Below are 24,020 nucleotides of genomic sequence, written 5' to 3'. Positions count from 1 at the left end.
TTTTTTTTTTTTTTTTTTTTTTTTTTTTTTTTTTTTTTTTTTTTTTTTTTTTTTTTTTTTTTTTTTTTTTTTTTTTTTTTTTTTTTTTTTTTTTTTTTTTTTTTTTTTTTTTTTTTTTTTTTTTTTTTTTTTTTTTTTTTTTTTTTTTTTTTTTTTTTTTTTTTTTTTTTTTTTTTTTTTTTTACAGCCGTCGCAACAGTCGCACGAGTCGCAGCAGTCGCAGTCGCAATTGCAGTCGCAGTTCCGCTGGCAGAAACCGTCCTTCTTCTCCCGGCTCCACGGGTCCTCGTGCTCGCAGCACATCAGCTGGCAGGTGCAGGCCATCGCGGCCCACACCGCGCAGCCCGCGAGGCCGGAGCGGCGCGGCTTCTTCGGGGGGAGGGGCGTCGGCGGCTCGCCGATCAGCGGGCCGCCCGGGTGCGGGGCGTGTGCGGTGACCGAGCAGCCCGCGCCGTGGCCGAAGACCCGGTCGACGGCCAGCCCGGTCTCGTGGGCGAGCAGCCGGTGCACCAGCGCCCGCTCGGCGAACTCGACGTCCTTCAGTGCCAGCCGGATGCCGTGCACCGCATCCCGGCACAGCCGCTCGACCTCGGCCCGGCCGGTGCCGGTGGCGGTCAGCGGGTTCCACAGGCCGGCCGCCGCGTCCGCCTGCTCGTCCTCGGCGGCGTCCAGCAGGTGCGCGAGGCGCCCGAACAGCCGCCCGGCCTCGGCCAGTGCCGCCGCATTGCCCGGCCGGCCGGCGAGTACGGCGGTGTGCGCGAACGCCGCCGCCGTCGCCGTCTCGGTCGGCTCGGTCACCAGCAGCACCGAGGAGCCGGGCCCGGCCGCCCGCTCCAGCTCCGTCTGCCGGCCGGCCGCATCCAGCAGCACCGCGGTGTCGAAGCCCAGGCCCGCACCGCCGCCCGCGCTCTGCCTGTCCCAGCGCCGGGCCACCGCGCGGGCCCCGGCGGCGACCGGCCGCCGCGCGAACACCCCGTCCGCGTCCAGCACGTGGTCGCGGACCTTGACCGAGGCCAGCGCCAGCGACACCGCGGCGGCGAGCCGCGCACCCTCGCCGCGGGCGACCTCGGCGGTACGCATCCCGCGCAGCGGGCAGGGGCCCGCCGTCCGCCGCCCGTCGGCCACCCGCGGGGCCTGCGCCTCGACCAGGACGGATATCACCAGGCCGTCGTAGTTGGTGGCCGTCCTGGCCAGCTGCCCGTGGTCGTCGCGCAGTGCCAGGCACAGCCCGCACAGGTGCGCCGTCCACGAGTTGTGCAGTGCCTCCGACAGACTGTGCCGGCACGGCCTGATGATTCCGAACACCGTTCCCCCTCCCCGTCCGCGGCCTTGTACACCGCGGGTGAACGGCCGTCATCCTAGGGCCTGTCGGGCGCCCGACGCCGCGCGCCGATGCGACGCGGATTGTCGGACAGGCCCTGGGGGGTCGCCCCGGACACCCCACGGCCCCGCCCGTCTCCGGCTTGCCGAGGCGGACCGTCCGGGAGACGGTCGAAGGGGCACCGCAGGGGCGGTCGGCCCGGCGGGCCGGGGACTTCCGGCACTCCCGCCCGGGGCCGGCCCGCGATGGACTGGCAGCAGGCCCGCCGACCCGGCGCCGCACCCGCACCCGCTCGACCCGGGAGGACACCGCCATGAAGGCCGCCGTCGTACGCGACTTCACCGCACCGCTCGCCATCGAGGACCGCCCCCGCCCGGAGCCGGCCCCGCACCAGGTCCTGGTCCGCATCGAGGCGTCCGGCCTGTGCCACACCGACATCCACGCGGCCCGCGGCGACTGGCCCGTCCGCCCCACCCCGCCGTTCGTCCCCGGGCACGAGGGCGTCGGCATCGTCGAGCGGACCGGAGCACTGGTCCGGCACGTGCGGGTCGGCCAGCGGGTGGCCATCCCCTGGCTCGCCGACGCCTGCGGCCGCTGCGACCACTGCGTCTCCGGCTGGGAGACGCTCTGCCTGCAGCAGCACAACTCCGGCTACTCGGTGGACGGCGCGTACGCCGAGTACGCCGTCGCCCACGGCGACTACGTGGTGCCGGTGCCGGACGGCATCGACCCGCTGGACGCCGCACCGCTGTCCTGCGCCGGGGTCACCACCTACAAGGCCGTCAAGGTCGGCGGCGCCCGCCCCGGCTCGCGGGTGCTGGTCTCCGGCATCGGCGGCCTCGGCCACCTCGCCCTGCAGTACGCGCGGCTCCCGGCGCCGAGACGATCGCCGTCGACGTCACCGACGAGAAGCTCGACCTCGCCCGCGAACTCGGCGCAGACCACCTCGTCGACGCCCGCAAGCAGGACGTCGCCGCCGAGGTCCAGAAGCTCGGCGGCGCCGACGCCGCCATCGCGCTCGCCGTCAGCAACGCCTCGTTCCGGGCCGCGTACGGCGCGCTGCGCCGCGGCGGGACGCTGGTGCTGGTCGCCCTGCCGCCCGAGGGCACGCTGGAGATCCCGGTCTTCGACACCGTCCTCAACGGGACGAAGGTGGTCGGCTCGATCGTCGGCACCCGGCAGGACCTCGCCGAGGTGTTCCGGCTGCACGAACTCGGCCGCACCCGGGTGATGCGCGAGTCCCGCCGGCTGGAGGAGGTCAACGGCTGCTTCGAGGAGGTTCTGGCGGGCACGGTTGCCGCCCGGCTGGTGTTCGACCTGAGCTGAGGCGGTGCCGCACACCGCAGACGGGCCCCGTACAGGTTTCAGACCGCCAGGTAGCCGCCAGGTTCGGCGGCGAACAGGGGGCCGGCCGGGCCGGCCACCCGCCAGGCGGGGGCGGGGCGCGAGCCCGTCGTGTCGGGCGGCACCGACAGTACGGTGCCCGAGTCGAAGGCCAGCTCCAGGCCGCCCGAGCGGGTCACCGAGGCCGCCGCCACCCGCGCACCGGCCAGTGCGGCGAGTGCGGCGGACGGCCGCAGCGTCAGGCCGGGGTAGAAGTGCTCCACCTCGGCGGCCGTCCGCAGCCGGAAGTCGTTCTCCACCGTCAGCACCACACCGCCGGACAGCGTCACCGTCAGCCGCCCGGCCGCCGCGACCGCCTCCACCCGCAGGCCGCCCAGCACGGATTCGATCTCGCGGACCACGGAACCTCCTCGGACGGGCGGCGCTGGCCGCTCCATTGTGACGCCGCCCGGTACCGGCGTCATGCCGGCCCGGCCGCCGACACGCCGTTGACCAGCTCGATCGCGCCACCCGGCCCGCCCCGCCGGGCCAGGCACGCCGCCGCCCGCGGCCCGGCCTCCGCGGCGGGCACCGCGTCCGGGCGGGCGCCGCCGAGCCGGCCGCCGTCGAAGACGTACACCAGCTGCGGCATCACCCCGGTGTCGGCGGGCAGCCAGTCCAGGCCGAGCAGCCGGCCGGGCGGCCGTACCGTGCCGAGGCGTTCCCGCAGCAGCCGGGCCGCGGTCCCGCGCGGCGTCTCGCGGTCCGCCGCCACCGTGCCCTCCACGGAGACCACCCGGCCGGCGCCGTCGGTGGCGAGCACCTGGACGAGTGCCCGGATGCGCGGCCGGGTCGCGATGTACGTCCGGCGGTCCAGCGGCGGCGTCACCGGCGGCCGGTCGCCACCCGCCAGCGCCAGCCCGGCCGCCCGGGTGTACGGCGGCGCGGGGAGGGGCGGCAGCAGGGCCGCCGCGGGCCCCACCGGCCGGCTGTCCTCCAGCTCCACCGGCTCCGACCCGGCCGGGGCCCGCAGGCAGGCCGTGACCCGGCGGGACAGCTTCGGCGGCAGCGCCGACGCCGCCTGCCGGGGGGTCACGAACGCGTACCCGCCGATCTCGTCCTCCTGCAGCCGCACCGCGGCCAGCTCCGCCGCGGTCGGCGCCGGGGCCCAGTACAGGAAGGACACGATCGGCGGCCGGTACCTCGCCATCGCCCAGTCCACGCTCGCCAGCCCCTGCAGCCGCGGACGCAGCGCCATCTCCTCCAGCAGCTCGCGGACGGCCGTCTCCCGCAGCGTCGCGTCCTGCAGCTCCCACCCGCCGCCGGGCACCTCCACCGGGTGCTCGTGCTCGTACACCGCCCGGACGACCATCAGCCGCCCCGCGCCGTCCCGGAACAGCACCCCCGCTGCCGCCAGCGGAAACGGGCCGCCGCCACCGCCCCACCCCATACCGCCGCCCTCCGTGTGCCGCCCGCGCCGCCGTCCGGTCCTCACGGAAAGCATCCAGGACACTCCGGAGCGTACGCACGCCGTCCGGGGCCCGGCGGGCGAACATGGCCGGATGGCCGTCACCTACCGCAGGATCTACGGCGCACCGGGCCCCGACGAGGGCGTGCGCGTGCTGGTCGACCGGCTCTGGCCGCGCGGCCTGGCCAAGGAGAAGGCGGGCCTCGACGAATGGCTGCGCGCGGTCGCCCCCAGCACCGAACTGCGCCGGTGGTACGGGCACGACCCGGACCGGTGGGCGGAGTTCCGCAGCCGCTACCTGGCCGAACTGGAAGAGCCGGAGCAGGCCGAGGCCCTCGCCCACCTGCGCGACCTGGCCGCCCGCGGTCCGCTCACCCTGCTCACCGCCACCCGTGAGGCGGACCTCAGCCACGCCGCCGCCTTGGCGGAACTGCTCTCCGGAGAAGCCTGACCGTTCAGCTGCAGCTCAGGTGCACCAGAACAGGATCGGCGTGCACGACTTCGAGGGCCGCGGCGAAGGCCGGCCGTGCGTGGGCTTCGAGGTCGCCGTGGCGGTCGGCGCCGTGCTGCCCTGCTGCGTGGCGGAGGCGGTGGGCGCGGCCGTGGCAGTGGCGGAGCCGCTCGCCCTGGCACTCGCGGACCTCGAGGGCTTCACCGAGACCGTGGGGGACGGGGCGGCCGAAGTGGTGGCCGGAACCGCGGTGGCGGTCGCGGCGGCCGTCGCCTGCGCGTCGTCCACCGGGGCGGTGATCGGGCGGGCTGCGCCGTTGCCGTCGGGCGCGGCCAGTGCCAGCACGCCGGCGCCGCCCAGAGCCAGACCGGCCGCGGTCAGCAGGACGGCGCGGCGCCTGCGCGGCGCGGGCCGTCGCCGGGCCCGGCGGCCCTGCGGCTCGCCGTCCGCGGGGTGGTGGGGCAGGCCGGGCTGCTGTCCGCCGGGGGCGTAGCGCGGCGGCTCCGGGGCCGAGGCGGGCAGCACGGCCGTCGCGTCCATCGGCGCCGGGCCGCCGGGCCCTCCGCAGCCGGGGCAGGACAGTGCGCCGTTCAGATGGCGTCGGCACGGTGCGCAGTAGTCCATGGGATCTTCCGGGGTCGGTTCTCGCGCGGCTGGCGCGTACTTGCCACTGGACCCTACGCACGGCACCCGAACGGCCGACAGGTGTCATGTGTGAGGCTTTCGAGGAGATCCGATGCGGCCCGCCGCCCGCTCGGCACGCACGCGAACGGGCCGACCGCCCCAACGGGACGGCCGGCCCGCGCGCTGTTCGGCCGGGTCGACGCTACGAGCCGGAGACCTCCAGCACCTGCGCGTACGGCGCCAGCTTGCGCAGCGACTCGATGCTCTTCATGCACTGCTCCCGCGACTCCTCCGGGTCGCCGGTGACGACGACCGAGCCGTTGCTGGCCTTCAGGCGGAAGCGGTGGTTGCCCGACTCGTCGACGTACAGCTCGAACTTGCCTGCCATGACGGATTTCACCTCTCGATCGGGGGCCCCCTCTCCGGGCACCGTAGGAGCAAAACCCTTGCATCGCAGGCCAGATGAGGCATTCGGGTGGATACCGAACGGGCGCCGTTGCTCCTGGCTGGATGCCGACTGCACGCGCGCTACCTTCTTCTGCCGTGCCCGCCTCAGAGCGGTGGGCCTGCCGACCCCGCTGCTCGGCTCCCCGTTCGGCTGCCGGTGAGCGTGCTGTACTCCCGCGGCGTACGGGTTCGCTTCGGTGCTTCGATACGCCGTGATCTAGCATGAAACGAGAGGTTCGGCTCGATGCCCCGCACCATCGGGTGAGGAGGCCGCCATGGCGCAGGACGGCAGAGGCGGATTCGGGCAGCTGGGCGGTTCCCGGTATCTGCCGATCTCGGAGCACGGTCTGATCGGCGATCTCCGTACCGCTGCGCTCGTCGCCACCGACGGCACCATCGACTGGTACTGCTGCCCGCGCTTCGATGCACCCAGCGTGTTCGCGTCCATACTCGACGCCGACCGGGGCGGCCGCTTCGAACTGTCCGCGGACGTGCCCGCCCGTACCCGGCAGTTCTACTTCCCCGACACCAACGTCCTGATCACGCGGTTCTTCGCCGCGGACGGGGTGGCGGAGATCCAGGACTTCATGCCCGTCGTGGACGAGTCCCGCGAGGCGGACCGCCACCGGCTGATCCGGCGGGTGATCTGTGTCCGCGGGGTGCTCCCGTTCCGGGCGAAGGTCGCCCCGCGGTTCGGTTACGGGACCGAGGCGCACACCGTGGAGCTCGAGGACGGCCACGTGGTGTTCCGTTCCTCTTCGCTGTCCCTGGCGCTGACCACCACCGTGCCGACCGAGACCGACGGCGTGGACGTGTGGTCGCACTTCAAGCTGCTGGAGGGCGAGTCCGCGGTGTTCGCCCTCGACCGGGTGAGCGCCGATGTCAGCCCGCGTGCCTGCCCCGACCTGGAGGCGGAGCGGCAGTTCGAGGCCACCGTCCGGTTCTGGCGCCACTGGCTGTCCCGCTCGCGGTACCACGGACGGTGGCGGGAGATGGTGCATCGCTCGGCTCTGGTCCTGAAGCTGCTCACCTATGCGCCCACCGGCGCGATCGTTGCCGCGCCGACCACCAGCCTGCCCGAGCAGATCGGCGGCGAGCGCAACTGGGACTACCGCTACGTGTGGGTCCGCGACGCGGCCTTCTGCATCTACGCCATGCTCCGCCTGGGCTTCACCTCGGAGGCCGAGGCGTTCATGGGCTTCATCTCCGAGTACGGGATCATGCGGGGCACCAAGGAGACCGGACCGCTGCAGATCATGTACGGCATCGACGGGCGCTGCGACCTGCCCGAGTACGAGCTGTCCCACCTCGAGGGTCACCTCGGGTCCGCGCCGGTGCGGGTGGGGAACGCCGCCACCGGGCAGCTCCAGCTGGACATCTACGGCGCGCTGCTCGACTCCGTCTATCTCTACGACAAGTGGGGGCAGCCGATCAGCAGCGGTCACTGGGACGAGGTCGGTGCCGTGGTGGACTGGCTCTGCGAGCACTGGGACCAGCCGGACGAGGGGGTCTGGGAGACCCGGGCGGGCAGGCGCGACTTCGTGTACTCGCGGTTGATGTGCTGGGTTGCGCTGGAACGGGCGATACGGATGGCGAACCGGCGCGGGCTCCCCGCGGACCTGCTCCGCTGGCGGCAGTCCCGTGACGCGATCTACCGGCAGATCATGGCCCGCGGCTGGTCGGCCGAGCGCGGCGCGTTCGTCCAAGGGCTGGACGACAAGGTCCTCGACGCGTCCCTGTTGATGATGCCGATGGCCAAGTTCATCTCGCCCACCGACCCCAAGTGGCTCTCCACCCTGGACGTGCTCACCTCGGATCTGGTCTCCGACTCCCTGGTCTACCGTTACGACCCGGCGGCCAGTCCGGACGGACTCCGGGGCTCCGAGGGAACCTTCTCAATCTGCTCCTTCTGGTACGTCGAGGCGCTGGCCCGGGCGGGTCGGCTGGAGGAGGCCCGGCTTGCCTTCGAGAAGATGCTCACCTATGCCAACCATGTCGGCCTGTTCGCCGAGGAGATCGGCCGGACCGGCGAACAGCTCGGCAACTTCCCCCAGGCGTTCACCCATCTCTCGCTGATCAGCGCCGCCTTCAATCTGGACCGCGCTCTGGGCTGACGGTGGCGTCGCAGGAGTCGGCGCCGACGTCGCAGGACACGCCGCCGGGTCCGCCCTCCGCGACGGTGCGGGCGAGCCGGGCGAGCAGGGCCCGGAACACTTCGCGCTCGTCCTCGTCGATGACGGAGAGCAGTTCGTTCTCCGCCGTCCTCACCTGTCGCCGCAGTTCATGGAGGGTTTCGACGCCCTGCCGGGTCGCGACGATCTTGCGCCGACGGCGGTCGGCAGGGTCGAGTCGACGCTCCACCAGGCCCGCCGCCACCAGGTCGTCGAGCAGGTAGGTCATCACCGTGCGATCGATCCGTAGGTAGCCGGCCAGCGCGACCTGGTTCGGCCCGTCGCCCTCGACCACGGCCGCGAGCGTCTGAAAGCCGCGGGCGCCCTGGGCGACGCCTGCGAGCACCGAGGAGACGGCGGTCCGGTAGGCGTGCGCCACCGCCATGAGCGAGAAGCCGAAGTCCTCCGTGAGGTCGGCACACCCGGCTGCCGGCGCGGTCTGCGTCTCGCTGCCCATACCAGGAATGATACGCAGCGGCCCGCTGTTGGTGAGATTGTCTGCTCCGCAGACGATCTGCCGGGCAGCACAACTCCGCAGGTGCCAATCATGCCAAGCACCGCGAACGAGGAAGGCCAGGCCCGTCATGCTCAAGATCGGCATCATCCTCGGCAGCACCCGCCCCAACCGCAACGGCGAACAGGTCGCCAAGTGGGTGCTCGACATCGCATCGCGCCGTACCGACGCCGAGTTCGAACTCATCGACCTCCGCGACCACCCGTTGCCGCACCTCGACGAGCCCATGCCGCCGTCGCTCGGCCAGTACCAGAACGAACACACCCGGCAGTGGGCGGACGAGATCGCATCGTACGACGGGTTCGTCATCGTGACGCCCGAGTACAACCACGGCATTCCCGCCGTGCTGAAGAACGCGCTCGACTTCCTCTACGCCGAGTGGAACAACAAGGCGGTCGGCTACGTGTCCTACGGCGGAGTGGGCGGCGTCCGCGCCGTCGAACAGCTGCGCCTCGTCGCCGCCGAGCTCCAGATGGCCGACGTGCGCCAGCAGGTCGCGCTGTCCCTGATCACCGAGTTCGAGAACTACCGCGCGTTCAAACCGGGCGACTACAACCTGCCCGCCCTGAACGCGATGCTCGACCAGGTCATTGCCTGGAGCACCGCGCTGGCGCCGCTCCGCGTTCCGTCACCCGTCGCGGCGTGAGCGGACCGGAGAACGACGGGGTGGCGGCGCCGACAGCGGCCGGCACGAGACGCGCGGCATCGCACGGTGACGCGTGGCCACCCGGGCAGGCGGACCAGCGTTCGGAGGGGGAGGCGGCTCGCTCGACGTAAGCCTCGACGCACTCGGCTGCGATTTTCTGACCGACCGTCAGATCGTCAACCCTCCAGTCCACCGCCTTGCCGACAAGGTCGACGCGCTGCGGCGGTGTACCCGGCGGGGCCGGAGCCGATGACGATGACCTCGCGCACGTCGGTGTTATCGCTCGTGGGGCGTCAGCTCTCCTGCTGCTTGGCGTCGATCTCGGCGATCAGGCCCTCGATGAGGTGCTTGATCTCGTCACGGATGGGGCGGACCGCCTCGACGCCCTGACCCGCCGGGTCGTCGAGCTTCCAGTCCAGGTACTTCTTGCCGGGGAAGTAGGGGCAGGCGTCGCCGCAGCCCATGGTGATGACGTAGTCGGACGCCTGGACGGCGTCGGTGGTCAGCACCTTCGGCTGCTGGTCCGAGATGTCGATGCCGAGCTCGGCCATCGCGGCGACCGCCGACGGGTTGATCCGGTCGCCCGGCGCGGAGCCGGCCGAGCGGACCTCGATGCGGTCGCCCGCGAGGTGGCGCAGGAAACCGGCCGCCATCTGGGAGCGGCCCGCGTTGTGGATGCAGACGAACAGCACGGACGCGGAAGCGGTGGTGGGCATGGCTCTTCCTTCATCGAGACCCGCGGCCGGGGCGCGGCGCATCTCGGGCCCGGCGGGGCTGTGTGCTTGGGATTTCCCCCGACGGCCGCTAACGTATCAGCCCATGGTGATGTCAGTCGACAGTGACGTGTTGAAGGCCCTGGCCGACCCGCTGAGGATGCAGATCCTCGCGCTGCTCGCCCAGGAGGCGCTGTGCACGACCCACCTCGTCGAGGAGACCGGCGCCCGGCAGACGAACCTGTCGAACCACCTCAAGATCCTCCGGGATGCGGGGCTGGTCGACACCGAGCCGTGCGGTCGTTTCACCTATTACATGCTCCGCCCCGACGCCCTCGAGGCCGTCGCGGCGGGGTTCGCCGGGCTGGCCGCCACCGCCCGCGAGGCAGCAGGCCGCAAACGCTCTTGCTGAAACCCCCCACAGCCCCCACCGGCGGCCTGTCCCGCCCTGTACGAGGAGTGTCCTTGAGCGTCATGGACGAGGCGAGATCCGAGACTGACCCCGTGAACCATGCGAACACGGACGGCACCGAGGAGCCTCTGGCGGTCGAGCCGCCCGCGGTGCCGCTGCTGAACCGGGTGGCCGCCGAGCTGGTCGGCACCGCCGCCCTGGTGGCGGTCGTGGTCGGCTCCGGCATCCAGGCCACCGCACTCACCCAGGACGTCGGCCTGCAGCTGCTGGCCAACTCCCTGGCCACCGTGTTCGGCCTCGGCGTGCTGATCCTGCTGCTCGGCCCCGTCTCCGGCGCGCACTTCAACCCGGTCGTCACCCTCGCCGAGTGGTGGACCGGACGCCGCGACCCCAAGGGCCTCGGAGCGCGGGAGGTCGCCGCCTACATCCCGGCGCAGATCGCCGGTGCCATCGCCGGCGCGGTCCTCGCCGACGCGATGTTCGGCCAGGCCCTGGTGCAGTGGTCGACCCACGACCGCTCCGCGGGACACCTGCTGCTCGGAGAGGTCGTCGCCACCGCCGGCCTCGTCCTGCTGATCTTCGGCCTGGCCAAGAGCGACCTGCTGCGGTTCGCCCCCGTCGCGGTCGCCTCCTACATCGGCGCCGCGTACTGGTTCACCTCCTCCACCTCGTTCGCCAACCCGGCCGTCACCATCGGCCGGGCGTTCACCGACACCTTCGCCGGCATCGCGCCGTCCTCGGTGCCCGGGTTCATCGGCATGCAGTTGATCGGCGGGGTGGCGGGTCTGGCGCTGGTGGCGCTGATCTTCGCGCACCGCGCGGGCCGCAAGGCCGACGCCTCGTGAGCGCCGTCCGGCGCGCCCAGGTCCTGGTCGTCGGAGCGGGCCAGGCCGGCCTCGCCGCCGGGTACCACCTGCGGCGCGCCGGACTGGACTTCGCGATCCTCGACGCCTCCCCGTCGCCCGGCGGCGCATGGCAGCACTACTGGGACAGCCTCCACCTGTTCTCCCCGGCCGCCTACTCTTCACTGCCCGGCCGCCCGATGCCGGGCCAGACCGGAAAGGACTGGCCCGACGCCGACCACGTCGTGCAGTACCTGACCGAGTACGAGAAGCGGTACGAGCTGCCCGTCCACCGCCCCGTGCACGTCCACGCCGTGGAGAACTCCGGGGACGGCGGCCTGATCGCCCGTACCGACGACGGCACCTGGCACACCCGCGCCCTCGTCAGCGCCACCGGCAACTGGTGGCGGCCCTTCGTCCCGGCCGTCCCCGGCCGCGAATCCTTCACCGGCCGCCAGCTCCACACCCGCGACTACCACCGGGCCGAGGACTTCACCGGCCGGAGGGTGGTCGTCGTGGGCGGCGGCAACTCCGGCGCCCAGATCGCCGCCGACCTCACCGTCCCCCAGCCTTCGGCCGGGGGTGCCCCCATAGCCGCCGCCGTCCGCTGGGTCACCCGCCGACCGGCCCGCTTCCTCCCCGGCCACATCGACGGGCGCGCCCTGTTCGAGATCGCCACCCGCCGCGTCCGGCACGGCGGCGAACGGATCTCCGACCTCGGCGACATCGTGGCCACCCCGCCCGTCCGCCGGGCCCGGGACGCCGGTCTGCTCACCGACCACCGCATGTTCCACGCCCTCACCGCGGACGGCCCGCAGTGGGCGGACGGCACCGTCTGGCCCGCCGACGCCGTCATCTGGTGCACCGGCTTCCGCCCCGTCCTCGCCCACCTCGCCCCGCTCGGCCTGCGCACCGGTGATCGCGGCCGGATCGCCACCGTCGGCACCCGCGCGGAGACGGACCCGCGCATCCACCTGCTCGGCTACGGCGACTGGACCGGCCCGGCCTCCGCCACCCTCATCGGCGTCGGCCGCACCGCCCGCACCGCAGTCCAGGAGATCAGAGACCGGCTGAGCTGAGCCCTCACGCGGGTGCCACCGTGCGGAGGCGATCCGGAATCCCCAAGGGATCAGACCTGGGCTCCGACGGACCATTCGACGCGCGGTGGGCGGACGGCCGCACACAGCGGCTGTCCCTTGGCGTCGGTTGCACCCAGGCGGGCGACCAGCAACCCCGAACGTGCGGCAGCGGTGAGGACGGCCGGGTCGACGGCATCGAGCATGAGCTTGGCGCGGCGGAACACGGTGAACGTGCCGGTGCCGTCGACGGTGCCCCACGAGAGGTAGATGAACCGCTGACCGGGCCGGCCCTGGATGTACGGGCCTTTCATGTCGGTGCTCGAAGTGGTGCAGTCCAATGTCCAGGTCGCCGCGGAGGCATCGCCGGGCTGCGGATCGAGCAGTTCCTCGCGCCGTTGAACGGCGATGTGGATGTTCGTGTAACCGGGGAAGTCGGGCCCGGCGGCACAGGTGCGGCCGGGTAGGTCGAAGGCCTCGATCCGGATCTGCATGGGGACAGTCTTTCTCGGCGGTCTGTCAGCCGTCGGGACGACAGGACCCCGCCGCAGGCGTTCGGGTTCTCCTGTTTCGTGATCGGCAGCGGGTTCCGAGCCACTTCGATCGAGTGGTGTCTTCCTGACCGGCGGCCACGACTTGGCGCGTGTACCGGGCTGTTGGTCGTCTCCGGGAGCGATCTAGGCTGACAACAGCCCTGGGGCCGGAACAGCACGAGGAGCTGCGATGCATGAGGGCCGGGAGCTTGCCGAGGCTCAGCAGGAACACTGGCAGCAGACGTACGGAGCCCATCCCGGCATGTACGGCGACCGGCCTTCGGGCCCGGCGGTTCACGCCGCCGAGGTGTTCCGGGCCGCAGATGCGGACGACGTGCTGGAGCTGGGTGCCGGCCACGGCCGTGACGCGCTGTTCTTCGCCCGCTCGGGGTTCACCGTGCTGGCCGCCGACTTCAGCCCTGTCGGCCTGGACCAGCTCCGCGCGCAGGCCACCGCCGAGGGCCTGGCCGAGAAGGTCACCACCGCGGTGCATGATGTGCGCGAGCCGCTGCCGCTCGCCGACGCCTCGGTGGGCGCCGTCTTCGCACACATGCTGCTGTGCATGGCGCTGTCCACCAAGGAGATTCATGCCTTGGTCGCGGAGGTCCGCCGAGTCCTGCGGCCGGGCGGCGTCTTCGTCTACACCGTCCGCCACACCGGCGACGCCCACTACGGTGCGGGCGCCGGACACGGCGACGACATCTGGGAACACGGCGGCTTCGCCGTCCACTTCTTCCCCCGCCACCTGGTCGACGAGCTCGCCGAAGGCTGGACCCTCACCGACGTCCACCCCTTCGAGGAAGGCGACCTGCCGCGCCGCCTGTGGCGCATCACCCAGACCCTGCCCCGGTGATCGGCACTGCACCGCCCGCGTGGGCGGTCGACGGCGCCTGCTCTGTGCCCCGGTGCGCACCGCCTCCGCCACCGATCCGGCCGTCTGTGACGAGGCGGACGTCTGCCGCATCGATCACCGGCCAGTGATACCCCCGATCTCGACGCCGGACGACTGGAAGTCTGTGAGACGGGCATCCTGGCAACCCCGGGGCGTCCAGATGCGCGCGGGTCGACGGAGAGGACCGGTGACCATGGCCAGAAGCGGGCCGCTGGATCGGCAGGTGGTCCACGACGAGCTGGATCGGGCATGCGCCGAGTTCCACCGACTGCTGGCAGCGGCCGGGGCGGACGACCTTGCCCGGCTCACCCGCGGCACGCGGTGGACGAACGAGCAGCTGCTGTGGCACATGCTGTTCGGCTTCGTCGTCACGCGGGTCCTGCTCGTGCTCGCACGCCTCCTGGGCCGGTCGCCCCGCGGCGTCGGCCGGGCCTTCGCGCGGGTCCTGGACGCGGCCACCGTTCCGTTCGACCTCGTCAACTATGCCGGGCCGTGCGGGGCGGTGAAGGTCATCGGTCCCCGGCGGATGGGCGCGCAGTTCGACCGCGTCATCGCCGCCCTGCACCGCGGGCTGGACCGCGAGTCGGACGCCGATCTCGCTCGCGGTATGCACTACCCCGTCCGCTGGGACCCGTTCTTCAAGGACTACATGACCCTCGCGGACATCTACCGCTACCCCACCCGGCACTTCGACTTCCACCGCCGCCAGCTCACCCTCGACGACCGGGGCTGACGTCCGGACCCGTGGCGGCCGGACCTGACGAGGTCAGCCGACCGATGGACTACGACGCTCGATCAGGAGGACATCCCGCCAGACTCCGTGGTGGCGGCCGATGCGTTCGCGGGTGCCGATCACCCGGAAGCCGGTCCGGGCGTGGACGGCGAGGCTGGCGGTGTTCTCCGGGAACACGCCGGACTGGATCGTCCAGATCCCGGCCTCCTCCGTGGAGGCGATCAGCGCCCGCAGCAGCCGACCGGCGACACCACGGCCGCGGGCGTCGGGGTGGACGTACACCGAGTGCTCCACCACGCCCGCGTAGGCGCAGCGGTCGGAGACCCGGCTCGCCGCGACCCAGCCCAGGACGCGGTCGGTGCGGTCGACGGCCACGAAGCGGTGCTCGGCCAGTCTGGCCGTGTCGAACGCCTGCCAGGCGGGTGCAGCGGTCTCGAAGGTGGCGTTGCCCTCGTCGATGCCGGCCTGGTAGATCGCCAGGACCTGGTCGGCGTGGTCGTCGGTCATTGGCGCGACCCGGGTGTCAGCAGCCACGATCGTCCCCTTGGGGCAGCTCGGTACGGGGCTCGCCGAGGATGGTCGCGACGGCGGCCGGAAAGACCGTCAGGCAGGCGCGGTTGACCTGGTAGCGGGTGGAGGTGCCCTGCTTCTCGGGGAGGACGAAGCGCACCTCTGCAAGGACCTTCAGGTGGTGGGAGACCGTCGACTGGCCCACGGGCGAGCGTCCGACGATCTCGCCGACGCTCATCGGTCGGCCTTCGGCCGCGAGCAGGTGCAGCAGCTGGATGCGGGTGGGGTCGGCGAGTGCCTTGAACCACGACGCGTACAGCTCGGCGGCCTCGGCATCGACAACGGTACTGGTGCAGTTCGACTGGTTCATCGATAATCGACGATAGTCGATCGAATGCCCTGTGGGAACGCCTGCGGTCGGCTCAGCCCGTGGCGGCGGTGAGCATGCCGGCCATGGTGGCGAGCACGCTCGGGGTGACGCGGTAGTAGACCCAGGTGCCGCGCCGCTCCGAGGTGAGCAGGCCTGCCTCGCGGAGCTTCTTGAGGTGGTGGGAGACGGTGGGCTGGGAGACACCGACGTCCTGGATGTCGCACACGCACGCCTCGCCGCCTTCGTGGGAGGCCACGCGTGAGAAGAGCCGCAGGCGGACCGGGTCGGACAGGGCCTTGAACATCGCCGCCATCCTGACCGAGTCCTCCTCCGAGAGCGGGGCGGAGGTCAGCGGCGGGCAGCAGGGCGCTGCGGCCTCCGGTTCGAGCAGTGGAAGGTTGACCACCTCAAGATTCGACATGCATCTATGTTGACACTTGCCGAATCACATCGGAAGGGCGGCCTGCTGTCGGCCCAGTCGGGCGGCGAGATGCCGGGCGATGTGCGCGGCATCGCGGCCCACGCCGCGAAGGGAGGCCGAGGAGAGGCTGCGCCGCCACTCCAGGCCGACGTGGGCGAGCAGCGGGTGGGTGCGGGAGAGGCCGCCGCGGTGCAGCGGTGCGCCGTCGCCGCCCGGGGCGTCCAGGCCGTGCAGGTGCGGCACGGCGGGCCGGTAGCCGGTGGCGAGGATGGCGGCATCGGCGTACTCGCGCCGCCCGTTCGGCCACAGCAGCGTTCCGCCGTCCGCGGCCGTGAACGGCGGTCGCCGCTCCGGAGCGCGGGCCTCCAGCGCGGCGCGGTAGGCGCCCGTGTCGAAGGCGGGCGCGGTCGGCGGACGTCGCAGCAGGCGGCCGACCGGGGCCGAGTCCAGGCCGGAGACGGTGAGCCACACGTGGAAGTCGCGGCCGAACGGCCGCTGCCGGGCGAAGCGCACCGGGGAGCGGGTGGCGAGCGCGGTGGGGGAGTGGCGCCGGCTCTGTCGCCATCTGCACCGCGGAGTTCCCCGCGCCCGCCACCACGACCTGCCGGCCGGCGAACGGCTCGGGGCTGCGGTAGTCGCAGAAGTGCAGGGCCGTGCCGGTGAAGTCGGCCAGGCGGACTGCCCGCCCCCGATCGCCGCGACGTCCACCGTCCCTATGTTCCCCCCTGATTCGACAAACGCCTATGTTGACGCCCATCGAATCAGGTGCCATGCTGGCCGCACAGCAGGACATCGACAGACTTCGAAACAAGAGACCCCTGGAGGCAGCCATGACCGAGCACGCCACCGACGGCCGCGCCACCAGCTGCTGCCCCAGCAGCGGCCCGGCAGAGACGCACCGCACCCAGCAGCCCGCGGCCGCCACCCCCTGCTGCGGCACCGCCCAGGACGCCGCCGACGCCGGAACCTGCTGCGCCCCGGACGCCAAGCGCGAGGCCACCGCCGCCGGCGCCGGCTGCTGCTGACCCGGCCCTCCCACAGCCATTCACCCCTCCTACCGACGCGGAGACCCGAGATGACCGAGAGCACCCCCGAGGACCTGCCCGTCGCCGTCATCGGCGCCGGACCGATCGGCCTGGCCGCCGCCGCCCACCTGATCGAGCGCGGCATCGAACCCGTGGTGCTGGAAGCCGGAGCCTCGGCCGGCACGGCGGTCCGCGAGTGGGCCCACGTCAGGCTCTTCTCGCCGTGGGCGGAGCTGATCGACCCGGCCGCCGAGAAGCTCCTCGCCCCGGCCGGCTGGACCCGGCCCGACGGCAAGGCCTACCCCTCCGGCGGCGACTGGGCCGAGCAGTACCTGCAGCCCCTCGCCGACGTCCTCGGCGACCGCGTCCGCTACAACACCCGGGTGACCGGCGTCGCCCGCGCCGGCCGCGACCGCATCGTCGACTCCGGACGCGACGAGCAGCCGTTCACCGTCCACGTCGAGCACGCCGACGGCCGTGAGGAGCGCATCCTCGCCCGCGCGGTGGTCGACGCCTCCGGCACCTGGTCGACCCCCAACCCGCTCGGCGCCAACGGCCTGCCCGCCCTCGGCGAGCGCGCCGCCGACGGCCGCATCTCCTACCGCGTCCCCGACCTTGCAGACCCGGCGGTTCGGGAGCGGTTCGCAGGCAGGCGCACCGCCGTCGTCGGCACCGGCGCCTCCGCGTTCACAGCCCTGGCCCACCTCGCCGACCTGGCCAAGGCCGAGCCCGGTACGCACGCCGTCTGGGTGCTGCGCCGCGGCATCAACGGCAGCACGTACGGCGGGGGCGAGGCCGACCAGCTGCCCGCCCGCGGCGCGCTCGGCCTGCGGGCCAAGAAGGCCGTCGACGACGGCCACGCCACCGCGCTCACCGGCTTCCGCACCGCCGCCGTCGAGGCCGACGGTGACCGCCTGGTCCTCGTCGCCGAGGACGGCCGCCGCAGCGAAGGTGTCGACCAGGTCGTCGTGCTGACCGGCCTGCGCCCGGATCTGTCCTTCCTCTCCGAGGTCCGACTCGGCCTCGACGAGCGACTCCAGGCCCCCACCGCCCTCGCCCCGCTGATCGACCCCAACCAGCACTCCTGCGGCACCGTGTACCCGCACGGTGCAGGCGAGCTCACCCACCCCGAGAGCGACGTCTACCTGGTCGGCATGAAGTCCTACGGCCGCGCGCCGACGTTCCTCGCCATGACCGGCTACGAGCAGGTCCGCTCCGTCGCCGCAGCCCTCGCCGGAGACCACGAGGCCGCCGCCCGCGTCGAACTCACCCTCCCCGAGACCGGGGTCTGCGGCGGCGCCGGCCTCTTCGACGAGCCGAACGTCGCACAGAACGGCGGCGGGGGCTGCTGCTCGGTCCCGGCCGTGCCGCAGCTCATCACCCTCGGCGCTCCCGCCACCGAATCCTCGTCGTGCTCCACCAGCGGCGGTTGCTGACCCCTCTCGTGACTGCCATTCACCTCAGCGGGGTCGCGACCGGAACAGGGGACCGGTCGCGGCCCCGCGCCGCCCTGCCCGCCCTGTGCGCCACCCAGATCACCGGCCGGGGCATCCTCTACTACGCCTTCCCCGTGCTCGCCCCGCACATCACCGCCGACACCGGCATGACCACCCTGCTGCTCGCCCTGGTGCCGGGCCCCATCGCCCTGCCCGTCGGCATCGCGATCCTCGTCGGCACCATCCGCGGCAACCTCACCCTGCTCCACGCCACCGCCGTCACCGACCGCTGGGGCACCAACGCCTATGGACACCTCACCGCCCAGCTCGGCGCACCGGCCGCCATCGCCGGTGCCCTGGCTCCGTGGGCGACAGCGGCGATCACTCCGTCCCTGGGTGGCGGCTGTCCCGGCTTGTTCGGGGTCCTCGCTGCGACCTCGGCGGCCGCGGCTCTGTTCACCGCGGCCTCGACCGTGCGACGCAACCCCTGAGCCACTGCGACGGCAAGCACGGAAGCGGCGCCCGCCTCTGTTCACGAGAACCCGACAGCACCTGTAGACGAGTTCGGGCAGCGCGGGCCCCTGCCGAGTTGGCAGGGGCCCGCGCTGCAGAGAGCTGAGGAGAGCCTGGACCCGTCCTCGACGAGCAGCATCCCGGCCGACACCCGCCCACCGCCTACCGCCTACCGCCTACTGACGGCCTGACGGCCCGGCCTCACTTCAGGTGCCGGGCGAAGAACCGGGCCCCAGGGGCGAGCTCGAACTGCGGGACGCCGGTGTGCCCGCCCATGTTGGCGTGCAGGGTCTTCTCCTCGGAGCCGAAGGCGTCGAACAGGTCCAGGGCCGCCTGCCGGTCGTTCCCTTCGTCGTCCCACTGCAACAGGACATGCAGCGGAATGGTGACCCGGCGGGCCTCCTCGAACATGGCGGCGGGCACGAGACTCCCGGCGAAGAAACCGGCGGCCACGATGCGCGGCTCGACCACCGCAAGGCGGACGCCGATGGAGATCACTCCCCCCTCGTACCCGACCGGGCCGCCGATCTCGGGCAGCGACAGGAGGGCGTCCAGGGCGGCCTGCCATTCCGGGACCGCCTTCTCGACCAGCGGGAGGATGAGGGCGTCGACGATCTCGTCGCCGACCGGCTTGCCGGCCTCCATCGCCCGGCGCAGGTCGGCGCGGGCCTGCTCGGCGGCGACCCAACGGGGCCGGTCACCGCTCCCGGGGAGCTCGATGGTGGCCGCGGCGAAGCCGTACTCCGCCGCGTAGTACCGGGCCCGCCCCGCCAGCCGGGGATACATCTTGCGCAATCCGAGCGGAGGGTGGCCGATCAGGATCAGCGGCGCCGGTGCGGATGCAGGGCCGGGCGTCCACAGGATGCCGGGGATCTCGCCGAGGGTGAACTCGCGCTCGAGGACACCGTCGTCGAGACGCTGTTCGGAAGTGAATTGCACGGTCATGCCTTTCGGGAGTGCTCAGAGACGGCGCTCCCGGACGACCTATCGCCCGACCGTGACCCCGGAGGGGAGCACCCATGTCGATACTGCGTTCACGGGTACCACCTCCTCGTTCTCTCGCACGGCTCCCGGAAACGTAGCAGTGGTCGCCGTGGTCCGCCAAGCGGGTTCTTGCGCGGGCTCCGTGGCCGGACCCTCCTTCGCACAGTCGCCGGATGCGTCCCGGGCCGAGCGGGCCCGTGTTGCTTCGTTTCCGCAACTGCCGCCCCGGGGCTGCGACATAGTGTCTCCGTGGCCTCGGACGAAGGACGAACCATTGGTGGCAGGTACCGGCTGGACGTACCCGTCGGCCGCGGGGGAATGGGCCGGGTCTGGCGCGGGTACGACAGCACGCTCGACCGCACCCTGGCCGTCAAGGAAGTCCTGCTCCTGTGCCTGGTGGCCGGGACGGCGCTGAACGGCATCGGTCTGCTCACCGTGTCCACCGTCCCCGGCCACTTGCGCATGCTGCTGCTGAGCGCGGGTACCGCCGTCGCCTGCGGAGAGCTCCGGCGGGTGTGGGAGCCGGGTCGACTCCTGCGTGCCGGACCGCTGCTGCGCGCACCCGCAGGACCGGCCGCCGTCCGGGCCTTCGTCCTGGGACCGGTGGTGGCCCTCGCGGGCTGTGTCCATCTCAGCCTGTTCGTGGGGCTCGCCGACGCCGTGCTGAGGTGGGGCGCCAGCGCCGTGATGGTCGTCGTCACCCTCAAACTGCGTGGTGCGAGCGCTCGGAGCCCCATGCCCGTCGCGGCGCCTGCCGACTGAGCGGGCTCTCGCGCAGTGGGTCGACGCGGGTCGGTGCGGTGCTGGGCTGGCGCGAACCGTGAACGCCCGATCGTGAATTGACGTCTGGTCAGGCAGTGCACGTGTCAAGGGGAGGGGCGCCCGTGTCGGACGCGGAGCAGTGGGGTGGGCCGGAGCCGAAGCAGACCCTGAAAGGGCTGCTGGCGCTGGTGGGGGAGCGGTTCGTCGAGTTGTGCGCCGCGCCGCACGGGGTGGGCGGCGCCGTGCGGCGGGTGGTCGTGCTCGACCCGATGGAGCCGCAGGAGTCGCCGGGCGACCTGCTGGTCGCGGTCGGCGTCGACCCGCACTCCCCGGAGGCCGTCGCCCTGGTGCGCCGGGCCGGGAGCGCCGGCGCGGCCGGAGTGGTGCTCCGCCCCGGAGGGACGGAGACCGGGACCGAGGCGCTGCGGGAGGCAGCCGCCGAGGCCGGGACGGCGGTGCTCTTCCGCGGCTGGTGGACGGACTGGTCGACCGCGATCGGGATGCTGCACGCGGCACTGTCGGTGGCGCGGGAGCCGGGCATCGCCGGTGTGCCGCTGGGCGACCTGGACGAGCTGGCCAAGGCGATCGCGATCCAGGTCGGCGGCTCGGTGACGATCGAGGACCTGGACTCCAACGTCCTCGCCCACTCGCCCACCGGCCACGGCGCGGACCCGGTCCGCCAGGCGACCATCCTGGGCGGCAGGCCGCCGGCCGGACGCCTCCTGGACATGGACCGGGCCGGCTTCTTCCGCCAGCTCTGGAAGTCGACCGACGTGCTGTACCGCAAGGCCCACGGGGAGACCCCCGAACGCCTGATCGTGCCCGTCCGGGCCGGCGAAGTCCCCCTGGGCTCGATCTGGGTGGCCGCGGACGGGGAGCCGTTGTCCGTGCCCGCCGCCACCGAGGCCCTCCGCGCGGCCGCCCGCGCGGCCGTCGCCCACCTGCTGCACGACCGCGCACGCCGCGACGGACAGGACCAGCAGCTGCTGGAGGCCGCATGGGCCCTGCTGGACGGCCGCGGCTCCGCCGAACTGCTGGCCGCCAGGACGGGGCTGCCCCTCGCGGAGCCGTGCGCGGTCCTCTCCGTCCGCCTTCCCTCCGGCAGCGCAGGCGACCCGGGCCGCAACCGGCTGGTCAAACTGGCGTACCGGCACTGCTCCGCACAGGGCCTGCACCCGGTCGTCGTGCCCTCCGACCGGGGCGTCCTGGTGCTGGTCGGCGGCCTGGCGAAGGACGAGGGGCAGGCGCGCGCCCACATCGCGCGGCTGGGCCGGTCGCTGGCCCGGGACCTGTCGAACGAGCTCCGGGCGCGGGTGCGGATCGGAATCGGCGAGGTCCAAGGCAGTCTGGACGAGGCACCGGACTCCCGCCGGACGGCCGATCTGGCGCTCGGCGGCCTGCTGTTCGGCACCACCTCCCTCGACTGCGCGCGTGTGGAAGAGGTGGCCGACGCCGTGGCGCTGCTGCACTACGTCGACGCACTGAGGGGCGAACGCCCGCCCGTGACAACACCGGTGGACCGGCTGGTCGAGAAGGGCGACACCGCCCTCATGGACACGCTGCGCGCCTACCTCGACCACTCGCGGGAGAAGGCCAGGGCCGCAGACGCCCTGGGCGTCGCCCGGAGCACCTTCGCGCACCGCGTCGACCACACCCTGGTCAAGGCCAGCGGCATCGACCTGGACGACCCCGACGCCCGGCTGCTGGCCCAGCTCCAACTCCGCCTGCTGAGCCGCCGGACCGGCGACGCGGACTGAACTTCGCCGCCCCGCACGAAAAACGTGCACGGCGGTCGTCGCCCCGCACGACGGCGGGCCGGCAGGTACGGCCGGCCGACGCACGGCACGGCCCCGCCGGCCCCGCGTCGTCGCACCGCACCAACAGGCGGCCGCGGGCTCCCGGCGCCGGCCGCCGGCGCGGACCCGCCCCCGCAAACCCGGACGGCGGGACGAAGACGCAGCCGGCTCCTGACGGGCAGCCTGGTCACACACGGTCGACGCAGCAGTCCACGGCCGTGCAGCCGGACGACCCAGCGGAGCGTGACGCCATGACCGGACCCCAGCCGACCACCCTTCAGAGCCCCGAGCGGCGCGAGCTCATCCTCCGCGCGGCCGTCCGCGAAGGGCTCCTCGACCCCGAGCACGCGCAGCTCGCAGGGTTCGTCGACCTCGACGCCGTGGCGGCCACCGTCGATTCGCTGCACCGCGCCTTCCGGGGGCCGGGCGAGGTGCTGCACACCTTCGCGGCGAAGGCCAACTGCCTGGTCCCGGTGCTGGAGCGGCTGCGCGGCCTCGGGATGGGCTGCGAGGTCGCCAGCCCCGGAGAGTTCGCCCAGGCCCTCGCCGCCGGATTCGAGCCGGAGCGGATCGTCTACGACTCCCCGGCGAAGACCCGCAGCGAACTGTGCAGGGCCCTGGACCTCGGCGTCGCGATCAACATCGACAACTGGCAGGAACTCGCCCGGATCGACGAGATCCTGGCCGACCGGGCGCCGGACGAGGTCCGCTCCAGGATCGGCGTCCGGGTCAACCCCCAGGTCGGCGGCGGCTCCATCGGCGCCATGAGCACCGCCACCGCACACTCGAAGTTCGGGATCACCCTGGCCGACGAGGGCAACGCCGAGCGGCTCGTCGCCGCCTTCCGCGACCGGCCCTGGCTCACCTGGCTGCACTGCCACGTCGGCAGCCAGGGCTGCCCGCTCGACCTGATGGCCGAGGGCGTCGCGGCGGCCGCCGGCTTCGCGGAGAAGGTCAACAGCGAGCTCGGCCGGCGCCAGGTGGTGGGCCTCGACATCGGCGGCGGACTGCCCGTCAACTTCGACAGCGACCTCGTCAGCCCCGGCTACGACGCCTACGTGGCACGCCTCCGCACCCACGCGCCCGCCCTGTTCTCCGGCGAGTTCCGACTGGTCACCGAATTCGGCCGCTCGGTGCTGGCCAAGGCCGGCTTCACGGCCGCGTACGTCGAATACACCAAGAACTCCGGCGGACGGCCGATCGCCCTCACCTTCGCCGGCGTCCAGGTCGCCACCCGGACGGTCTTCGCCCCGGACTCCTGGCCGCTGCGGATCAGCGCACACGACGCCACCGGCACCGAGAAGCACGGCGGGCCGGTCGTGCAGGACATCGCCGGCCCCGCCTGCTTCGCCGGCGACCTGGTCGCCGAGGCCCGCCCGCTGCCGCTGCTGGAACCCGGCGACATCGTCGCCCTGCTGGACACCGGCGCCTACTACACGTCCACCCCGTTCGGCTACAACAGCCTCCTCGAACCGGCCGTCCACGGCGCCACCGTGGCGGCCGACGGCACCGTGCGGTTCAGCCTGCTGCGCCGGGCGCAGACCGTCGAGGACCTCCTGGCCAGGACCGGCGGGTGAACCGCGAGGCCACCCGCTCCGCCGCCACCCGCCCACCGACCCCGCGTCGCCGACCCCGAGGACCGTCATGACCCGCTCGCGCCGCCGCCCCGTACCGCCGTCCGTCCCGACACCGCCCGGCCGCAGGTTCCGGCCCGCCGACCAGATCGTCGTGGTCGCGGTCCTGATCCTCGCCTCCGCCCTCGCGGTGGCCGGCGTCCCCACCGCCACCGTGCTGGAGCTGCTCGCGGGTGCGGGCGGCGTCGCGGTGGGACTCATGCAGTGGCAGCCCGCCACCCTCCGCGGGCCCCGCCGGGCCCGGCCGTAGCCCGCGCCGTTCGACCCGCCCGTCGCTGTACGCCACGGGGAGGGTCCCGTATGAACGTCGGACAGGCGTTCACCGCGGTTTGTTCCACTGAGCGTGGCCGACCGCGGCGGCGGCCCGGTGGCCGTGTGCGAGCCGGGAATCCGAAGTGGCCGT

27 protein-coding genes and 2 pseudogenes are annotated in these 24,020 nt (G+C 72.6%); 16 read left to right on the top strand and 13 right to left on the bottom strand.

Features of this window, described 5'->3' with window-relative positions:
• Positions 1–183: 183 nt before the first annotated feature.
• Positions 184–1,305, bottom strand: a pseudogene (locus tag ACQ614_RS06745) (DUF5685 family protein); the annotation flags it as partial.
• A 329-nt stretch (positions 1,306–1,634) separates the two neighbouring features.
• On the opposite strand from ACQ614_RS06745, the pseudogene ACQ614_RS06740 reads away from it, so the two are divergent.
• Positions 1,635–2,647, top strand: a pseudogene (locus ACQ614_RS06740) (zinc-dependent alcohol dehydrogenase).
• A 38-nt stretch (positions 2,648–2,685) separates the two neighbouring features.
• On the opposite strand, the gene ACQ614_RS06735 reads toward ACQ614_RS06740, so the two are convergent.
• Both ACQ614_RS06735 and ACQ614_RS06730 read right to left on the bottom strand, forming a co-directional pair.
• Positions 2,686–3,066, bottom strand: coding sequence for a DUF6188 family protein (locus tag ACQ614_RS06735; RefSeq protein ID WP_431677412.1), 381 nt, complete (start codon positions 3,064–3,066; stop codon positions 2,686–2,688).
• Between the two features lie 59 nt (positions 3,067–3,125).
• A complete protein-coding gene (locus ACQ614_RS06730; RefSeq protein WP_431677410.1) occupies positions 3,126–4,148 on the bottom strand; it encodes an NUDIX domain-containing protein in 1,023 nt (340 codons plus the stop codon).
• A 58-nt stretch (positions 4,149–4,206) separates the two neighbouring features.
• Here ACQ614_RS06730 and ACQ614_RS06725 point away from each other — a divergent pair, with 58 nt between their 5' ends.
• Positions 4,207–4,563 carry a DUF488 domain-containing protein gene (locus tag ACQ614_RS06725; RefSeq protein ID WP_431677408.1) on the top strand — a complete coding sequence of 119 codons (357 nt, stop codon included), beginning with the start codon at positions 4,207–4,209 and terminating at the stop codon, positions 4,561–4,563.
• A 15-nt stretch (positions 4,564–4,578) separates the two neighbouring features.
• On the opposite strand, the gene ACQ614_RS06720 is transcribed toward ACQ614_RS06725, so the two are convergent.
• Together ACQ614_RS06720 and ACQ614_RS06715 are read right to left on the bottom strand one after the other, a co-directional pair.
• Positions 4,579–5,187 carry an SCO2400 family protein gene (locus ACQ614_RS06720; RefSeq protein WP_431677406.1) on the bottom strand — a complete coding sequence of 203 codons (609 nt, stop codon included), beginning with the start codon at positions 5,185–5,187 and terminating at the stop codon, positions 4,579–4,581.
• A 202-nt stretch (positions 5,188–5,389) separates the two neighbouring features.
• The gene (locus ACQ614_RS06715; RefSeq protein ID WP_363491955.1) at positions 5,390–5,575 is read right to left on the bottom strand and encodes a YegP family protein; all 186 of its coding nucleotides are present in this window, start codon (positions 5,573–5,575) and stop codon (positions 5,390–5,392) included.
• 334 nt (positions 5,576–5,909) lie between these two features.
• Between ACQ614_RS06715 and ACQ614_RS06710 the strand changes: the two genes are divergently transcribed.
• Positions 5,910–7,748 (top strand): glycoside hydrolase family 15 protein, encoded by a 1,839-nt coding sequence (locus ACQ614_RS06710; protein WP_431677404.1) that lies wholly within the window; start codon positions 5,910–5,912, stop codon positions 7,746–7,748.
• Here ACQ614_RS06710 and ACQ614_RS06705 read toward each other — a convergent pair.
• On the bottom strand, positions 7,723–8,262 hold the full coding sequence (locus ACQ614_RS06705) for a MarR family winged helix-turn-helix transcriptional regulator (protein ID WP_431677400.1): 540 nt from the start codon (positions 8,260–8,262) through the stop codon (positions 7,723–7,725). The two genes, ACQ614_RS06710 and ACQ614_RS06705, sit on opposite strands and share 26 nt — an antisense overlap.
• A gap of 127 nt (positions 8,263–8,389) precedes the next feature.
• Here ACQ614_RS06705 and ACQ614_RS06700 point away from each other — a divergent pair, with 127 nt between their 5' ends.
• Entirely contained in the window at positions 8,390–8,965 is a 576-nt protein-coding gene (locus ACQ614_RS06700) for an NADPH-dependent FMN reductase (protein WP_431677398.1), read from the top strand.
• Positions 8,966–9,258: 293 nt separating this feature from the next.
• On the opposite strand, the gene ACQ614_RS06695 is transcribed toward ACQ614_RS06700, so the two are convergent.
• Positions 9,259–9,681: an arsenate reductase ArsC gene (locus ACQ614_RS06695; protein ID WP_431677396.1), complete on the bottom strand. Its 423-nt coding sequence runs from the start codon at positions 9,679–9,681 to the stop codon at positions 9,259–9,261.
• Between the two features lie 103 nt (positions 9,682–9,784).
• Here ACQ614_RS06695 and ACQ614_RS06690 point away from each other — a divergent pair, with 103 nt between their 5' ends.
• From ACQ614_RS06690 to ACQ614_RS06680, 3 genes are all read left to right on the top strand, one after another.
• On the top strand, positions 9,785–10,090 hold the full coding sequence (locus ACQ614_RS06690; RefSeq protein ID WP_431677394.1) for an ArsR/SmtB family transcription factor: 306 nt from the start codon (positions 9,785–9,787) through the stop codon (positions 10,088–10,090).
• A 92-nt stretch (positions 10,091–10,182) separates the two neighbouring features.
• Positions 10,183–10,935: an aquaporin gene (locus tag ACQ614_RS06685; RefSeq protein ID WP_431677392.1), complete on the top strand. Its 753-nt coding sequence runs from the start codon at positions 10,183–10,185 to the stop codon at positions 10,933–10,935.
• The gene (locus ACQ614_RS06680) at positions 10,932–12,011 is read left to right on the top strand and encodes an ArsO family NAD(P)H-dependent flavin-containing monooxygenase (protein WP_431677390.1); all 1,080 of its coding nucleotides are present in this window, start codon (positions 10,932–10,934) and stop codon (positions 12,009–12,011) included. The genes ACQ614_RS06685 and ACQ614_RS06680 overlap by 4 nt, the downstream gene beginning before the upstream one ends.
• 50 nt (positions 12,012–12,061) lie before the next feature.
• Here ACQ614_RS06680 and ACQ614_RS06675 read toward each other — a convergent pair whose 3' ends face one another.
• The gene (locus ACQ614_RS06675) at positions 12,062–12,502 is read right to left on the bottom strand and encodes a DUF5990 family protein (RefSeq protein WP_431677389.1); all 441 of its coding nucleotides are present in this window, start codon (positions 12,500–12,502) and stop codon (positions 12,062–12,064) included.
• A gap of 229 nt (positions 12,503–12,731) precedes the next feature.
• On the opposite strand from ACQ614_RS06675, the gene ACQ614_RS06670 reads away from it, so the two are divergent.
• On the top strand, positions 12,732–13,394 hold the full coding sequence (locus ACQ614_RS06670; protein WP_431677387.1) for a class I SAM-dependent methyltransferase: 663 nt from the start codon (positions 12,732–12,734) through the stop codon (positions 13,392–13,394).
• Between the two features lie 232 nt (positions 13,395–13,626).
• Positions 13,627–14,166 carry a DinB family protein gene (locus ACQ614_RS06665; RefSeq protein ID WP_431683838.1) on the top strand — a complete coding sequence of 180 codons (540 nt, stop codon included), beginning with the start codon at positions 13,627–13,629 and terminating at the stop codon, positions 14,164–14,166.
• A 33-nt stretch (positions 14,167–14,199) separates the two neighbouring features.
• Here the strand turns inward: ACQ614_RS06665 and ACQ614_RS06660 are convergent, their stop codons facing one another.
• From ACQ614_RS06660 to ACQ614_RS06645, 4 genes are read right to left on the bottom strand one after another with little or no spacing between them, the layout of a single operon-like run.
• On the bottom strand, positions 14,200–14,673 hold the full coding sequence (locus ACQ614_RS06660) for an N-acetyltransferase family protein (protein WP_431683837.1): 474 nt from the start codon (positions 14,671–14,673) through the stop codon (positions 14,200–14,202).
• Positions 14,674–14,689: 16 nt separating this feature from the next.
• Entirely contained in the window at positions 14,690–15,046 is a 357-nt protein-coding gene (locus ACQ614_RS06655; protein WP_431677386.1) for an ArsR/SmtB family transcription factor, read from the bottom strand.
• Between the two features lie 52 nt (positions 15,047–15,098).
• A complete protein-coding gene (locus tag ACQ614_RS06650) occupies positions 15,099–15,467 on the bottom strand; it encodes an ArsR/SmtB family transcription factor (protein WP_431677385.1) in 369 nt (122 codons plus the stop codon).
• A gap of 24 nt (positions 15,468–15,491) precedes the next feature.
• Positions 15,492–15,980: a hypothetical protein gene (locus tag ACQ614_RS06645; RefSeq protein ID WP_431677384.1), complete on the bottom strand. Its 489-nt coding sequence runs from the start codon at positions 15,978–15,980 to the stop codon at positions 15,492–15,494.
• 317 nt (positions 15,981–16,297) lie between these two features.
• Here ACQ614_RS06645 and ACQ614_RS06640 point away from each other — a divergent pair, with 317 nt between their 5' ends.
• The 3 genes from ACQ614_RS06640 to ACQ614_RS06630 are packed head-to-tail and all read left to right on the top strand — an operon-like array spanning position 16,298 to position 18,419.
• On the top strand, positions 16,298–16,492 hold the full coding sequence (locus tag ACQ614_RS06640) for a hypothetical protein (protein WP_431677383.1): 195 nt from the start codon (positions 16,298–16,300) through the stop codon (positions 16,490–16,492).
• A 50-nt stretch (positions 16,493–16,542) separates the two neighbouring features.
• Positions 16,543–17,928: an NAD(P)-binding domain-containing protein gene (locus ACQ614_RS06635; RefSeq protein ID WP_431677382.1), complete on the top strand. Its 1,386-nt coding sequence runs from the start codon at positions 16,543–16,545 to the stop codon at positions 17,926–17,928.
• Between the two features lie 8 nt (positions 17,929–17,936).
• Positions 17,937–18,419 (top strand): hypothetical protein, encoded by a 483-nt coding sequence (locus ACQ614_RS06630; protein WP_431677380.1) that lies wholly within the window; start codon positions 17,937–17,939, stop codon positions 18,417–18,419.
• A gap of 223 nt (positions 18,420–18,642) precedes the next feature.
• On the opposite strand, the gene ACQ614_RS06625 is transcribed toward ACQ614_RS06630, so the two are convergent.
• Positions 18,643–19,380 carry an alpha/beta hydrolase gene (locus tag ACQ614_RS06625; RefSeq protein WP_431677378.1) on the bottom strand — a complete coding sequence of 246 codons (738 nt, stop codon included), beginning with the start codon at positions 19,378–19,380 and terminating at the stop codon, positions 18,643–18,645.
• Positions 19,381–19,674: 294 nt separating this feature from the next.
• Between ACQ614_RS06625 and ACQ614_RS06620 the strand changes: the two genes are divergently transcribed.
• The 4 genes from ACQ614_RS06620 to ACQ614_RS06605 all read left to right on the top strand — a co-directional run bounded on the left by ACQ614_RS06620 (position 19,675) and on the right by ACQ614_RS06605 (position 23,867).
• Positions 19,675–20,187, top strand: coding sequence for a hypothetical protein (locus tag ACQ614_RS06620; protein ID WP_431677377.1), 513 nt, complete (start codon positions 19,675–19,677; stop codon positions 20,185–20,187).
• A gap of 122 nt (positions 20,188–20,309) precedes the next feature.
• Positions 20,310–21,944 carry a PucR family transcriptional regulator gene (locus tag ACQ614_RS06615; protein ID WP_431677375.1) on the top strand — a complete coding sequence of 545 codons (1,635 nt, stop codon included), beginning with the start codon at positions 20,310–20,312 and terminating at the stop codon, positions 21,942–21,944.
• A gap of 290 nt (positions 21,945–22,234) precedes the next feature.
• On the top strand, positions 22,235–23,560 hold the full coding sequence (locus tag ACQ614_RS06610) for a diaminopimelate decarboxylase (RefSeq protein WP_431677373.1): 1,326 nt from the start codon (positions 22,235–22,237) through the stop codon (positions 23,558–23,560).
• Positions 23,561–23,627: 67 nt separating this feature from the next.
• Positions 23,628–23,867, top strand: coding sequence for a hypothetical protein (locus tag ACQ614_RS06605; RefSeq protein WP_431677372.1), 240 nt, complete (start codon positions 23,628–23,630; stop codon positions 23,865–23,867).
• The last annotated feature ends 153 nt before the right edge of the window (positions 23,868–24,020 follow it).

Source organism: Kitasatospora dryopteridis (genome assembly GCF_050749075.1).
Taxonomy (GTDB): Bacteria; Actinomycetota; Actinomycetes; order Streptomycetales; family Streptomycetaceae; genus Kitasatospora.
Note: the sequence above shows the minus strand (reverse complement) of the source record. Positions and strands in the feature narration are given on the sequence as shown.